The following is a 13,586-nucleotide window of genomic DNA, read 5'->3' on the forward strand; positions in this document are numbered from 1 at the left end:
CTGCCCGCCGCTACGGCTCCGGGCGTTCGTCGCTCGAAAAGCCAAATCGCTGGCTTTTCCTCCGCTTCGCGGACCGCTCCTCACCCTCGCTCCTTCAGCAGCCGGCCCTTCTCGCGCGACCAGTCGCGCTGCTTTTCGGTCTCGCGCTTGTCGTGCAGCTTCTTGCCGCGGCCAACGGCGAGCAGCAGCTTGGCACGGCCTTGGTCGTTGAAGTAGATCTTCAGCGGCACCAGCGTCATGCCTTCGCGGTCGACGCTTTGCGCCAGCTTGGCCATCTCGCGCTTGTTGAGCAGCAGTTTGCGGCGGCGGCGCGGCTCATGGTTGAAGCGGTTGGCCTGCAGATACTCCGGCAAATAGGAGTTGATCAGCCAGATCTCGCCGCCCTCGACCGAGGCGTAGCTGTCCTGGATATTGGCCTGGCCCTGGCGCAGCGATTTCACTTCCGTACCGGTCAGCACCAGGCCGGCCTCGATCGTGTCGAGCACCTCATAGGAAAACCGCGCCTTGCGGTTTTCCGCAACGGTCTTGTTGTTGGGATCGGCTTTTCTGACTTGATTCATGATGCGGAGAGGTGGCGCCTCATCCCTAGTTTATCAAGCCGGCGTGCTTCATCGCCGCGTCGATCTTCTCGGCGGTCGACGGCTCGACCGTCATTAGCGGCGAGCGCAGCACATTCTCGACCTTGCCCAGCTTCGACAGCGCATATTTCGCGCCGGAAACGCCGGGCTCCATGAAAATCGCCTTGTGCAGCGGCAACAGACGGTCCTGCAGGTCGAGCGCCTTAGCGCAGTCACCGGAAAGCGTTGCCTCCTGGAATTCAGCGCAAAGCCTGGGCGCGACATTTGCCGTCACCGAAATACAGCCGACGCCGCCATGCGCGTTGAAGCCGAGCGCCGAGGCGTCTTCGCCGGAGAGCTGGATGAAATCCTTGCCGCAGGTGGCGCGCTGCTCCGAAACCCGCTCGACCTTGCCGGTGGCATCCTTGACGCCGACGATGTTCTTGAAGTCATGCACCAACTGGCCCATCGTCTCGGGGCTCATGTCGACCACCGAGCGCGGCGGAATGTTGTAGATGATGATCGGCAGGCTGGTTGCCTTGGCGACGGCGGCGAAATGCGCATAGAGGCCGCGCTGCGTCGGTCTGTTGTAATAAGGCGTGACGACAAGGGCCGCGTCGGCGCCCGCCTTCTCGGCATACTGGACCAGGCCGACCGCCTCGTCGGTGTTGTTGGAGCCGGCGCCGGCGACGACCGGAACCCGGCCCTTGGCGACCTCGATGCAAACCTTGACGACTTGGCGGTGCTCGTCATGCGACAGCGTCGGCGACTCGCCGGTGGTGCCGACCGGGACCACGCCCGTCGTGCCTTCGGCGATCTGCCAGGCGATGAACGCGCGAAAGGCTTTCTCGTCGAAACGGCCGCTCTTTTCGAACGGTGTGACGAGCGCGGTCAGCGAGCCTCTTAGCATGTCGTCCAACTCCTTGGGACTAGCGCATGACCCCGAAAATCGCAGTCGATTTCGGAAAGGATCATGCGCCAAATTTAAATTGCTACAGCGTCCTTTGCGCGTCTGAGAAGACGCGCGGCGCTGTAGGTGTTTGTCGTGCGCGCCTTCTAGCCGAAAGCGAAGCGGCGCACCATAGTCTCGACATTGTTGCCCGGCAAGCATTGCGCCAGCAATTGCAATTCGAATGACCTCGATAAGGTTTTCTTTACGGGCCCTTCATCACAGACGAATAGGCTGCAGTTCATCTGTGCCAGCTGTAGCATCGAAGAAATAGGAAAAGACCAAATCCATGCCGACCAGGCGGCCTCATCTTTTCGCGCTTCTCGGCGCGATCGTTGTGCTGATCCCCGGCGCGGCGATCGGCGGCAGCGTCGATGGGCAGGTCACGTCGGCGATCCCGATGACGGAGCCGCAGAACGATGCACTGCAGCAGTCCCCTTCGCCATCCGCCAGCGTCGCGGCGCTGAAGAGCGGTCTCGATGCGCTGGCGGCAAACGACATTCAGCGCGCGCGCCAAGTGCGCGAAGCGCTGCCGGCCAAATCGCTCGATCGGCACATCCTTGCCTGGGCGATTGCGCTCTATGGCGACGACCAGGTGCCGAGCGGCGACATCGCCGATGCCGCGAAGATGCTGCCGAACTGGCCGGGCACGATCGCCTTGCGCAAGAACAGCGAGCGCGCGCTCTATCGCGAGAACCCCGCGCCACAGGTCGTGGTGCGGGCGTTCGACGGCAGCCAGCCGCTGACCTTCGAGGGCGTGGTGATCCTTGCCCGCTCCTATGTAGCGCTGGGCGATACGAAGGCGGCGCGCTCGGTGCTGTCGCCATTCTGGCGCACCGAAAAGCTCGAAGCCACGGACGAGGCGGCGGTCATCCGCGAGTTCGGCGCGCTGATCCCGGCCGCCGACCATCGCTTCCGCATGGAGCGCATGTTCTATGCCGATCGGGTCGCTTCGGCGCTGCGCGTCGCCGGTCTCGCCGGCGCCCAGCAATTGGCCGATGCCTGGGCGGCAGTCACCAAAGGCGACAAGAACGCGGCCAAGCTGCTGAAGGCGGTGCCGGCAGCGCAGCGGGCGGCCGGCTATCTGTTTGCCGAAGCCGAATATCTGCGCAAGCAACAGAAATTTTCCGATGCCGCCGCGCTGGTGCTGAAGGCGCCGGGCGACCGCGACGCTCTGGTCGATCCGGACGCCTGGTGGGTCGAACGCCGGGTGCTGTCGCGCGAGCTGGTCGACCAGGGCGACATGAAGACCGCCTACAGAATAGTCGCCGCGCATGCCGCCGAAAGTCCCGCCAATGCTGCCGAGGCGGAATTCCATGCAGGCTGGTACGCGCTGCGCGGCCTCAACGACCCGAGCACCGCCGCCAAGCATTTTGCGCAAATCGCGGAGCTCGCCCAAGGGCCGATGTCGCTGTCGCGCGCCTATTACTGGCTCGGCCGTGCCGCCGAACTCGGCGGTCCCGGCAGTGCCAAGGATTATTTCAGCCGCGCCGCCAGCTACGGCACGACCTTTTACGGCCAGCTCGCCGGCGAGCGCGTCGGCCGGCAGACCCTCAACATCGTCTACCCCCAGCCAAGTGCCGCCGACCGCCGGAATTTTGCCACCCGCGAGGCGGTCAGCGCCATCGAGCGGCTGCAGCAGGCAGGCTATGACCGCTATGCCGAAACCCTCTACCGCGACCTTGCCGGGCAGTTGAGCAGCCCCGGCGAACTGGCGCTGCTTGCGATGCTGGCGGAAAGACAAGGCAACCATTTCATGGCGCTGAAGGTCGGCAAGATCGCCGGCGCACGTGGCATCGACGTCGGCGCGCTGTCGCATCCGCTCGGCGTCATTCCCGACACCGCCAACATTTCCGGCTCGGGCAAGGCGCTGGCCTATGCGATTGCCCGCCAGGAAAGCGAGTTCAACATCGGCGCCGTCTCCAGCGCCGGCGCACGCGGACTGCTGCAGCTGATGCCAGGCACGGCCAAGCAATTGGCGAAGAAGGCCGGCATGACTTTCTCGCAGGCCCGGCTGACCACTGATGCCGGCTACAATGCAACGCTGGGCGCCGCCTTTCTCGGCGAGCAGCTCGGCCGCTTCGACGGCTCCTACGTGCTGACCTTCGCCGGCTATAATGCCGGCCCCGCCCGCGCCGCCCAGTGGGTGACGAAATACGGCGACCCGCGCGGCAAGGACGTCGATGCAGTCGTCGACTGGATCGAGCGGATTCCCTATACGGAAACAAGAAGTTACGTTCAGCGCGTGATGGAGAATTACGAGGTCTACAAGATGCGTATCTCCGGCAAGTACGATATTGTCGGAGATCTGGTGAACGGCCGGGGTTAGCCTTTCCTTCTCTCCTTGTGGGAGAAGGTGGCCGAGCGAAGCTCGGTCGGATGAGGGGTGCTCCAGCTTGGTTCCGACAACGCTCCGTCCAACACCCCCAACCGTCTCGGCGCTAACGCGCCGATCCACCTTCTCCCACAAGGAGAGAAGGAAGAGCCCCCAATTTGACCGATCGCAACGATCTGACAGCAGCACGGAATCGAGTGTACATGCCAAACGACGAAGGCTTCTCCGATTTCTTCTACGCCGCGCCGGACGGGCTGTCCCTGCACGCCCGCATCTACGGCGAAGCGAATTCCGGCCACTGGCCAGTCGTTTGCCTGCCCGGCCTGACCCGCAATTGCCGTGACTTTCACGAATTGGCGCTTTATCTGTCGACGCAGGCGAAGCGCAGGGTTGTCGCCTTCGATTATCGCGGGCGCGGGCAGTCCGCCTACGATGCCGATATCGCCCATTACAATAACGGCAGCGAGGCGGGCGATATCCTTGCCGGGCTGGCGGCGCTGAACATCGAGAAGGCAGCCTTCATTGGGACGTCGCGCGGCGGACTGATCATCCATGTGCTCGGGGCGATGCGGCCGGCCGTGCTGAAGGCCATCGTCTTCAACGACATCGGCCCGGTGATCGAGGCGCAAGGTCTCGCCCATATCCGCTCCTATCTCGACCTCGCGCCCAGGCCGAAGACGTACGCAGAGGTGGTCCGCGGCCTGCGCAGCACCCATGGCGCGGATTTTGCGGCGCTGACCGATGCGGATTGGGAGCGGATGGCATCAGCCCTCTACCGCGAGACCGAGGAGGGATTTCTGCCCGATTTCGATCCGAAACTGGTCGAGACGCTGGCGGGGCTCGATCCCAGCCGGCCGCTGCCCGATCTTTGGCCACAGTTCGACGCGCTGGCGGCCATCCCGATGCTCGTCATACGCGGCGCCAATTCGAAGCTGCTGTCCGCCGAAACGCTCGAGCAGATGCGGACGCGCCATACCGATATCGAGACGATCACCGCCGACGGCCAGGGCCATGCACCGTTTTTGGAGTCCGGGATCCTGCCGGGCAGGATCGCTGGTTTTTTCGATCGGGCGGAGCGGCGGGGTGGCAGGAAGTAAAGCTCGACCGAGCGAAGTAATTCACGCGCAGGTTTTGCGTCGGTCAAAGCATTCCGACGGCCGTTGACAGTTCCGTTGGAATTAGCGGTGAAATACTTTTTATCGATGTCGGCGCTGCCCCTCATCCGCCTGCCGGCACCTTCTCCCCGTATAGCGACGGGGAGAAGGGAGGTGTCTGCAACGCTGGGGATTAGCGACTCTTTCGCAAGGACGCCTTTCTCCCCGTCGCTATACGGGGAGAAATGCCCGGCAGGGCAATGAGGGGCAGCGCAACCCTGAGCGGGCTGATGTCTCACGTCAGATCCGTCAGGACTTGGCGTTTCTCTTTGCGGGCTTTGGGGCCTTGCTTCCGGCCGGCTCGCTTTTTGGCTCTCGCCTCGCCGGAGGTGGAGAAGACAAAGCGCTTGCACCGCCTCTGTCCGCGCCACTGCACCGCGGCGTTTCCAGCACGGTGACGCAGCCATCGAGATCGTTGGTGGCCAGATGGGCGTAGCGCATGGTCATCGACAGCGTCTGGTGACCGAGCCACATCTGCACACGCCTGATGTCGATGCCGCCCTGGACGAGACGCGAGGCGCAAGTATGGCGCAATATATGCGGCACGACCTGATCGTCGGCGCCAAGCCCGACTTCGGCCTTGGCATCGTTCCAGATGGCGCGAAACTGCGCCTGGCTGAGCTTGGTGAACGGGCCTTTGGGCCGGCGGCCCTCGGTGGCCGGCAGCTTGATCACCTCTTTTACCCGCTCGGTCATCGGAATGGTGCGGCTGCGGCCGGATTTGGTGATCCAGAAACTGACGCGGTGCTCCTGGATATCGTTCCAGATCAAACCCAGCGCTTCGCCGAGGCGGCAACCGGTGTCGACGAGAAAGACGGAAAGCCGATAAGCGTCCTCGCTGCGGCTCTTGATGGCAGCGAACAGCCGGGCCTCCTCGTCCCTTTCGAGGAAACGAATCCGTCCCGCCCGCTCCTTCTGGCGGCGGAACTCGGGCAGGCTGTGGATATCTCCCATCTTGTGAGCCTTGCGCAGCAGTTTGCTGAGGGCAGCCATCTTCCGATTGATGGTTGCGTTGCTGTTGCCGCGCTGGCGCAAGGTGCCGATAAGATTGTCGAGGGTGCTTTGGTCAAAGGCGCTGAAACGCTCCCCAAGGAGGATCTCGTCTATTTCGCCGATGAAGGAGCTGACATTGTATTTATGCCGCCCGTCATCCCAAAGTATGTCCCGGTATGCTGAAAAAAGTTCTCCGATCCTGTGCGACTTTACTTCTCGTATCTTGTTGTAACTGTATTTTATTTTTGCAGTTTGAGAAGAAAACATCGAAAAATGATCAGAGGTTCCTCCCTCTTGAATCGCATCGTTCGTCATTATTCGCCACACCCCCGAGTGGATAGGCCTAGACCTACCTGCTTGGCGGTGCCCTTTCAAGAGTTTTAAGCGTTGTGGCCGATTTCATCCACCAGTGGCGGATCCCAACGACATCGTTCCACAACCCTGTTCAGCTACCGAACCCCCTTTTCCTTCTGTTTGCGACCAGTCGCGAAAACAAAAACAGCCCGGGCGTTAAGGCGCCCGGGCTGGATTTCACTTGCCTTAAGTCCAGCCCTTAGAACGAGCGCTGGAAGCGGAGGAAGCCGCCAACGGCGTTTTTCTTGTCGCCCGGGATGCCGGTCCAGTTGTATTCATAACCGGGCAGCGAGTCGCTATCGATGTGGTGGCTGTTATGAGCCCAGTCCACTTCGGCCGTGATCGTCATGCCGGGAACGATATCGTAGGCGATATTGGCCGCGACGCCAGCTTCCTTGGCTTCGTCATACGACGCCTGCAGGTTGAACGAGGTCTTCTCGTTGATGGTGTAGGTGCCACCACCCCAGACTGCCCAGTTACCGCCCCACTGCTTGTAGAAGTTGCGCGGGAGATTGTCGTCAGAGCCGTAGCCGGCCATCAGGAACAGCGACAGGTTCTGCATCGGCGTCACGTCGAGGCGAACCTTGCCGGCCCATTCTTCCAGGCTGCTGTCATAGGCAACAACACCGCTGATGGAACCCCAGCCCTGCGTGTACTTCACGCCGCCAACGAGATACGGAACATAGCTGTCGACCGAGTCGTGACCGAGAGTGATGGCAGTATTGGCGCTGTTAAGGATAAAGCCTTCACCGGTTTCCAACGACGCCACGGCCGAGAAGCCGTTGCCGGCATCGAAGTAGTACTGGACGACATTGGTGTCGAAGCCGCCGTAGGGAACGATCGTATCCTGGATGACGTTGCCGGCGTAGCCGGTGAACGTGTTGAAGGCTGTTTCGTCCTTACCGACGCGAAGACCACCGAGCTGGATCCAGGCGAAATTCAGCGAAACGCCTCTGCTACCAAACCTGGAAAAGTGCTCGTCGAACCCAGGCACGTCTTGATAACCGGTTCCCCAGTTGAAGCGGGTCTCGGTGTAGGTCTTCAAGGTGCCCATCTCGGTTTCCTGGCCGGTGTAGGTCCTCAACGTGAAGCGAGCCTGCTTGTAATAGCCGTCGTTGACGTTGTCTTCACCATCCAAGGCATCCGACAGGTCCTGGTACCTGGCGCCGTCGAACGAGCCAGCCTGGCCCACGGAGATGTCATAGCGGACATAGCCGCCGATGCGCAGGCAGATTTCGGTGCCGGGGATGTAGTAGTAGCCAGCGCCGTAGACGTCGCAGATCTTGACGTATTCAGCGGGTTCCGGCTCGGCGACGACGACGGCGTCGGCGGCGCGCGCACCGGAAACTGCGATCAGTGCCGCAGCGGAGCCGAGAAGAAGGCTCTTGATGTTCATTTTCTGACCTCCAGTCAGAATCGGGACGGTGGCCGGCGAAAAGCAGCTCGTTGGGTCCGTTTTTATTTATATTTCAAATAGATAGTCCTAAGGCCGTCAGTGAGGCCCTGTCGGCCAAAAACGTTTACTCGCAAAGGCCTTGGCCCGAACCGGTCTTGAAATATCGCTCGAGTTGCCGCGCGTTGGCCTCGGTTTCAACCCCGATGTAGGCCTTCAAGATTACAGGCAGATAAGCCTTAGTCGAAGTCACATAGCCTGATCGGTGCGAATCAAAACGGCGTCGAAGATCGTTGGTCGATCCGACATCGCCGTTACGGAGTTGCAGAAATTAGACGTACCACATGGTCCCCCTACGCTACTTCGTAGCTTCGGGCGACACCCTACGCCCAAAATGCGGTTTCGGGTGGCCTGCCACCCAAAGCCCGCAGGGCGTAGGGTGGCGGAGAGGATGGGATTCGAACCCACGAGAAGCTTTTGACCTCTACTCCCTTAGCAGGGGAGCGCCTTCGACCACTCGGCCACCTCTCCGTTGCGCCGGTGGATAAAGAAAAGCGCCGGCACAATCAACAAGCTGACGCTATTATCCTTGAAAAATCGACCCTTCGCCAAAGCGCCGCGCGGCGATATGGCGATTCTGCGGCAATTCCCCGGTTCGCGACTCGGGCCATGGTCACATTTCGGGCCGACCATCGCCGGAATCCGCCGTTTGCAACGGCTTGCGAAGGGCTGTTGGTTAACGGGAGCTTTCGGAGTGAGGCCAAATCGTGTCATTTGTGCAACAACGCTGGGGTATAGCGCCAACACAAACCTTTTGCCGGTACGATCGTGGTTGAACGCCGCCGTCTCATGGGTAATGTCGGGTTTGAAGGAGCGGCGCGGTGCGCATCTTTTTCGGTAGTGGGGATGGGGCAGGGAACGCTGTCCTTCAGCAAAGAATACCCAGACCCGTTTTTTAACTTTTGACTGGAGGTCAGAAAATGAACATCAAGAGCCTTCTTCTCGGCTCCGCTGCGGCACTGATCGCAGTTTCCGGTGCGCGCGCCGCCGACGCCGTCGTTGTCGCCGAGCCGGAACCCGCTGAATACGTCAAGATTTGCGACGTCTACGGCGCTGGCTACTTCTACATCCCCGGCACCGAAACCTGCCTGCGCATCGGCGGTTATGTCCGCTATGACATCGGCATCGGTGACGTCGGCTCATTCGACGGTGCAAAGACCACCGATCAGCAGGACGGCGACTCGCAGGATACCTACTACAAGCACGCCCGCTTCACGCTGAAGACCTGGACCGGCCAGGAAACCGAGCTCGGCACCCTGAAGACCTACACCGAGACCCGCTTCAACTGGGGTAACCACAACGATTACCTTGATGACAACTTTAACGGCGGTACGAGCGTTTCGCTGAACTTTGCCTGGGTCCAGCTTGGTGGTCTGCGCGTCGGCAAGGACGAATCGGCCTTTGATACCTTCATCGGCTACGCCGGCAACGTCATTCAGGATACGCTGGTCCCCTACGGCGGCTTCGACACCAACGTCGTCCAGTATTACTTCGATGCCGGAAACGGCTTCTCGGCCGTGGCATCGTTGGAAACCGGTTCGGGCAGTGCCGCTGCGGATCCTGGCATTTTCCAAGACAGCAACAGCGGCAATGATTCCATCGACAGCTATGTCCCGTATGTCGTCGGCGGTATCAAATACACGCAGGGCTGGGGCTCGATCACCGGTGTCGCCGCCTATGACAGCACCTGGGAGGAGTGGGCCGGCAAGGTTCGCGTCGACGTTACGCCGATACAGAACCTGACACTGTTCCTCATGGCCGGTTACGGTTCGGACGACAACATCGACCGCAACTTCTACAAGCAATGGGGCGGCAACTGGGCAGTCTGGGGTGGTGGCACTTACACCATAAACGAGAAGACCTCGTTCAACCTCCAGGCGTCGGCTGACGATGACAAAAACTACGGCGTCGCCGCGAACATTGCCTACGATATCGTTCCCGGTCTCACGATCACTGCCGAAGTCGATTGGGCCCGCGACGGCCAGTTTGACAAAGCCTACGATCGCAACTGGACCAATGCCGACGACAAGGACAGCGTCGGCGGCATGCTCCGCTTCCAGCGCTCATTCTAACAGTCCGAGCTAGATTGAGATTGAACCCGGCGGGCAACCGCCGGGTTTTTCGTATCGGCGCGACGCAGCTGTCAACTCTCGATGCATAATGCAGGCTGCTGCTGAGCAGCCGATCGCAGGGCTGGTCGAATGCAATGCTCGCTCCGCACGCTTGTTCGTGCAAAAGAAAAACTTGGGCCGATCTGAAGAGCTGGCCTACCGGATCAATGTATCTCGACAGCAAGTCACGATCGACCTCGGCCGATCGGGCGCATCCTACTTGTTCAAATTTCAGCCAGATCGCCCAAGGCGTCAATCAGCGGCTGAATTGCGCTCTCATACTTTTTCCAGCGTTTGACGGATGAACTATAGATCGGCTGCCGGACCTGCCAGCGGCTGGGGGTATTGACCGATCCGCTCCTCTCGAAAAAGCGCAGGCAGGAATCGTCCCAAAGCAAGCCGAGATGATCGATGAGACGGCGCGATTGCGTCTCCTGATCCGCAACCAGCGTCTCATAGCGGCTTTCGAAAATACGTCCGGGAAAGACCTTGTCCCAGTGCCGCATCAAGCGATCATATTCGCGGTAGTACAACCCGAGTGTCTCAAGGTCGGCGTTGTAGCCGTGGTCCTTGGTGAAATGCAAGACGAAGCAGGAGACGCAATTGTCGATGGCATCGCGCCGGCAATGAATGATGCGTGCGTTGGGAAAGAGAATTCCAATGACACCGATAAACTCGAAGTTGTGCGGCATCTTGTCGACGATGCGGGGCGCGGCAGGCGCGTGCTGGCGCAGATAAGACAGGTATTCTTCGGCCAGCGCCCTCGACTGATCCCTCGTCATCGACATAATCGAATTGCGCAGGTCTTCATCCGACAGTGTTCTAAAGCCCATCGAGTTCGCGATTCGCCGCAGCTTCGTAAGCTCCCCGGCGCCATGGACATCCGGATGGCTCGCGCAGATCTGCTCCGTCAGCGTCGTCCCCGACCGGGGCATGCCCAGCACAAACACAGGCACTTCAGACGGACTGCCGTGGCCAGCCTTGGCTTCCAATAGTGATGGGCTGAATATCTCGATCATGGAATCGACGCTTCGGCGGTAGTACTCCAGGTCGAAATCGTGACCAGCGGCCTTTTTCGCCCTCTTGAAGTGGTCTATCGCCTCTTCATAGCGCTGAAGATCGTTCAGCACTTTGCCTGCCGCGTGGTGGAGCTGCGATGCAGCAACGGGTTCGAGCCTGGGATTGGAGAGTTCGCGCAGGATAGAGTCGAGCTCGGCAGGTTTTTCGGTGAACTTTTGCGTGTCGACCAGGTAATTGTAGGCTGCCCCAACATCGACGCGACGTTCTATTGCCTGATCGAGATAGGCTCTGGCTTCGTCCATGCGGCCGAGGCTGGTGAGCGCACCAGCCAGACCAATCCGGACCATGGGATGGTCGCCGTTGATCTTTAGCGCCTTCTCGTAAAGGGGCAAAGCCATCTCGGCCTTGTCGAAGTTGACGTAGGCACGCGCCAGTCCGCAAAGCGCTTCCACCAGATCGGGTTTCAATTCGCAGGCGCGCTGCAGGTGCCTGATCGCAAGCAAGCTGTCGCCAAGCTTCAGACCGGCCTCTCCCAGGCTAAGGTGGAAATATGGATTCTGAGGCGTCTGGCTTACTGCCCGCGCAAAATATTTGAGAGCCAACTCGTCGTCGATACCGAGCCCCAACGTGCCGAGGATGTAGAGCGAAAGCGGGTGGTTGGGCGTGCGGGCGAGAACGCGATGGCATAATTCCTCCGCCTCCGGGAGCCGCTTGGCTTGCTGAAGTTCGAGCGCCTGTCGCAGCAGCATGTCGTCAGCTTGCGCGCGCGAGGGCGATTTCACTTTCGACGGCTGCACTTTCGGCGCCGAGCGGGACTTTATGTGTTTGGACCACGCGGGCGGCAGTCGGTTGCTCATCATGTCTCGCTAGCAAAATGGTCCGGGAGAATCCAGCCTGGCCTGAAGGGCTGGCCTATCCTGTCGGGCGCCCTCCTTGTTCAAAGTTCGGCTAGGTCGCCCAAGGCGTCGATCAGCGGCTGGATCTTGCCCTCATAGTTTTTCCAGCGCTTGACAGATGACCTGTAGATCGGCTGCCGGACTTGCCAGCGACTGGCCGTGTTGACCGATCCCTCCTTGTCGAAGAAGCGCAGGCAGGCATCGTCCCAGGGCAATCCAAGATAATCGATAAGACGGCGCGATTGTGCCTCCTGATCCGCAACCAGCGTCTCGTAGCGATTTTCGAAGATGCGTCCTGGAAAAACCTTGTCCCAATGCCGCATCAGGCGATCGTATTCACGGTAGTACAGCCCGAGCGTCTGCAGGTCGGCGATGTAGCTGTGTCCCTTGGAGAAATTCAGGAAAAAACATGAGAGGCAATTGTCGATGGCGTCGCGGCGACAGTGAATAATCCGCGCGTTGGGAAAGAGAAGGCCTATGAGACCGATCAGTTCGAAATTCTGGGGCATTTTGTCGACGACGCGAAGTGCGGTCGGCGCACGCTCACGAAGGTAGGACAGGTGCTCCTCGGCCAGGATTTTGGACAGGTCAGGGGTGATCGGCACTATCGATTGGCCCAAAGCCCGTGCCGAAAGCCTGGTGAGGCCGGTAGCATTTGCGGCTCGCCTTAGCTTGCTCAGTTCTCCTGCGCCGTGAACATCCGGGTGGCTCGCGCAAATCTGCTCGGTCAGGGTGGTCCCCGACCGGGGCATTCCCAACACAAACACGGGCACTTCCGATGGGCTTCCATGACCCGCCTTGGCAGCCACCATGTCCGGGTTGAAGAGTTCGATCGTAGAGTCGACCCAGCGGCGATAGGCTTCCAGGTCAAACTTATAGCCTGCGGCCCGCTTGCCTTTCTTGAAATGATCTATCGCGTCTTTGTAGCGCCCAAGGTCGTTCAGCACCTTGCCGGCTGCGTGATGAAGTCTCATCGCACTTTCGGGGTCAAGTTTTGGGTAGCCCAGTTCGCGCAGAATGGACTTAAGTTCGGCCGGCTCTTCGGTGAATTTGCGCGCATGCACAAGCTCGTTATAGGCAGCGGGCATCGCGATGCGACGTTCGATCGCTTCTTTCAGATAGACTTCGGCTTCGTCCACGCGACCGAGACCGGTGAGTGCGCTGGCCAGTCCTGTCCGAACGCGAGGATGATCACGGTTGATCTTGAGCGCTTTCTCGTAAACCGGGACAGCCATGTCAGCCTTGTCGAATTCGACGTAAGCGCGTCCCAATGCGCAAAGCGCCTCCAGCAAATCGGGCTTCAACTTCAATGCTTGCTGAATATGCCTGATTGCGGGCGAATATTCGCTGACTTTTAGATAAACTTCACCCAGACTAAGGTGATAAAAGGGGTTTTGAGGCTCCTCGCCGACGGCTCGGGCCAAATATCGCAGCGCCATTTCATCGTCGAGCCCGACGAATAGCGTGCCCATGATGTACGAAGCCAAGGGATGGTTGGGCGTGCGCTCCAGCACGCGACGGCACAGTTCCTCAGCCTCGGCCAACCGCTTGGCCTGCTGCAAGCCATACGCCTGTCGCAGCAGCGCATCGTCGGCCTGCGCGCGCGACGGCGGTTTCGCTTTCGGCGGTTGCACGTTCGGCGCCGGGCGGGACTTTATGTGCTTGGACCAAGCGGGCGGCAGTCGATTGCTCATGATGTCTCGCTAGCAAAATGATCCGGGAGAATCCAGCCTGACGTTCCCGCCTGCCGCGGAACTTGCGCAG

At 60.3% G+C, this 13,586-nt stretch carries 11 protein-coding genes and 1 tRNA gene; 4 read left to right on the plus strand and 8 right to left on the minus strand.

Annotated elements, in window-relative coordinates:
* Positions 1 to 80 precede the first annotated feature (80 nt).
* A complete protein-coding gene (gene smpB / locus NKJ20_RS15360) occupies positions 81 to 560 on the minus strand; it encodes an SsrA-binding protein SmpB (protein ID WP_023768487.1) in 480 nt (159 codons plus the stop codon).
* Positions 561 to 585: 25 nt separating this feature from the next.
* Positions 586 to 1,467, minus strand: a complete 882-nt coding sequence (dapA, locus tag NKJ20_RS15365) for a 4-hydroxy-tetrahydrodipicolinate synthase (protein ID WP_352449009.1) — start codon at positions 1,465 to 1,467, stop codon at positions 586 to 588.
* A 26-nt stretch (positions 1,468 to 1,493) separates the two neighbouring features.
* On the opposite strand from dapA, the gene NKJ20_RS15370 reads away from it, so the two are divergent.
* From NKJ20_RS15370 to NKJ20_RS15380, 3 genes are all read left to right on the plus strand, one after another.
* The gene (locus tag NKJ20_RS15370; RefSeq protein WP_352745054.1) at positions 1,494 to 1,694 is read left to right on the plus strand and encodes a hypothetical protein; all 201 of its coding nucleotides are present in this window, start codon (positions 1,494 to 1,496) and stop codon (positions 1,692 to 1,694) included.
* 101 nt (positions 1,695 to 1,795) lie between these two features.
* Positions 1,796 to 3,835: a lytic transglycosylase domain-containing protein gene (locus NKJ20_RS15375; protein ID WP_352745057.1), complete on the plus strand. Its 2,040-nt coding sequence runs from the start codon at positions 1,796 to 1,798 to the stop codon at positions 3,833 to 3,835.
* Positions 3,836 to 4,044: 209 nt separating this feature from the next.
* Positions 4,045 to 4,938 (plus strand): alpha/beta fold hydrolase, encoded by an 894-nt coding sequence (locus tag NKJ20_RS15380; RefSeq protein ID WP_352449010.1) that lies wholly within the window; start codon positions 4,045 to 4,047, stop codon positions 4,936 to 4,938.
* A gap of 306 nt (positions 4,939 to 5,244) precedes the next feature.
* Here NKJ20_RS15380 and NKJ20_RS15385 read toward each other — a convergent pair whose 3' ends face one another.
* The 4 genes from NKJ20_RS15385 to NKJ20_RS15400 form a co-directional block, all read right to left on the minus strand.
* On the minus strand, positions 5,245 to 6,303 hold the full coding sequence (locus tag NKJ20_RS15385; protein WP_502895000.1) for a tyrosine-type recombinase/integrase: 1,059 nt from the start codon (positions 6,301 to 6,303) through the stop codon (positions 5,245 to 5,247).
* A 238-nt stretch (positions 6,304 to 6,541) separates the two neighbouring features.
* Positions 6,542 to 7,738 (minus strand): porin, encoded by a 1,197-nt coding sequence (locus NKJ20_RS15390; RefSeq protein ID WP_352449011.1) that lies wholly within the window; start codon positions 7,736 to 7,738, stop codon positions 6,542 to 6,544.
* 124 nt (positions 7,739 to 7,862) lie between these two features.
* Complete coding sequence (locus tag NKJ20_RS15395; protein WP_352449012.1) at positions 7,863 to 7,988, minus strand: hypothetical protein; 126 nt, start codon at positions 7,986 to 7,988, stop codon at positions 7,863 to 7,865.
* 187 nt (positions 7,989 to 8,175) lie between these two features.
* Positions 8,176 to 8,266, minus strand: a tRNA-Ser gene (locus NKJ20_RS15400).
* Positions 8,267 to 8,715: 449 nt separating this feature from the next.
* Between NKJ20_RS15400 and NKJ20_RS15405 the strand changes: the two genes are divergently transcribed.
* Positions 8,716 to 9,867 carry a porin gene (locus NKJ20_RS15405; protein ID WP_352449013.1) on the plus strand — a complete coding sequence of 384 codons (1,152 nt, stop codon included), beginning with the start codon at positions 8,716 to 8,718 and terminating at the stop codon, positions 9,865 to 9,867.
* Positions 9,868 to 10,130: 263 nt separating this feature from the next.
* Here the strand turns inward: NKJ20_RS15405 and NKJ20_RS15410 are convergent, their stop codons facing one another.
* The gene (locus NKJ20_RS15410) at positions 10,131 to 11,783 is read right to left on the minus strand and encodes a tetratricopeptide repeat-containing sulfotransferase family protein (RefSeq protein WP_352449014.1); all 1,653 of its coding nucleotides are present in this window, start codon (positions 11,781 to 11,783) and stop codon (positions 10,131 to 10,133) included.
* An 80-nt stretch (positions 11,784 to 11,863) separates the two neighbouring features.
* Positions 11,864 to 13,516 carry a tetratricopeptide repeat-containing sulfotransferase family protein gene (locus NKJ20_RS15415; protein ID WP_352449015.1) on the minus strand — a complete coding sequence of 551 codons (1,653 nt, stop codon included), beginning with the start codon at positions 13,514 to 13,516 and terminating at the stop codon, positions 11,864 to 11,866.
* Between the last annotated feature and the right edge of the window lie 70 nt (positions 13,517 to 13,586).

It is taken from the genome of Mesorhizobium sp. M0185, assembly GCF_040322175.1.
GTDB lineage: Bacteria > Pseudomonadota > Alphaproteobacteria > Rhizobiales > Rhizobiaceae > Mesorhizobium.

Excerpts from the sequence above, each read along its gene's own strand:
- smpB (WP_023768487.1), bottom strand. The coding sequence starts at position 560 with ATGAATCAAGTCAGAAAAGCCGATCCCAACAACAAGACCGTTGCGGAA.
- NKJ20_RS15405 (WP_352449013.1), top strand. The coding sequence starts at position 8,716 with ATGAACATCAAGAGCCTTCTTCTCGGCTCCGCTGCGGCACTGATCGCA.
- NKJ20_RS15380 (WP_352449010.1), top strand. The coding sequence starts at position 4,045 with ATGCCAAACGACGAAGGCTTCTCCGATTTCTTCTACGCCGCGCCGGAC.
- NKJ20_RS15385 (WP_502895000.1), bottom strand. The coding sequence starts at position 6,303 with ATGACGAACGATGCGATTCAAGAGGGAGGAACCTCTGATCATTTTTCG.
- dapA (WP_352449009.1), bottom strand. The coding sequence starts at position 1,467 with ATGCTAAGAGGCTCGCTGACCGCGCTCGTCACACCGTTCGAAAAGAGC.
- NKJ20_RS15375 (WP_352745057.1), top strand. The coding sequence starts at position 1,796 with ATGCCGACCAGGCGGCCTCATCTTTTCGCGCTTCTCGGCGCGATCGTT.
- NKJ20_RS15415 (WP_352449015.1), bottom strand. The coding sequence starts at position 13,516 with ATGAGCAATCGACTGCCGCCCGCTTGGTCCAAGCACATAAAGTCCCGC.
- NKJ20_RS15410 (WP_352449014.1), bottom strand. The coding sequence starts at position 11,783 with ATGAGCAACCGACTGCCGCCCGCGTGGTCCAAACACATAAAGTCCCGC.
- NKJ20_RS15390 (WP_352449011.1), bottom strand. The coding sequence starts at position 7,738 with ATGAACATCAAGAGCCTTCTTCTCGGCTCCGCTGCGGCACTGATCGCA.
- NKJ20_RS15370 (WP_352745054.1), top strand. The coding sequence starts at position 1,494 with ATGACCCCGAAAATCGCAGTCGATTTCGGAAAGGATCATGCGCCAAAT.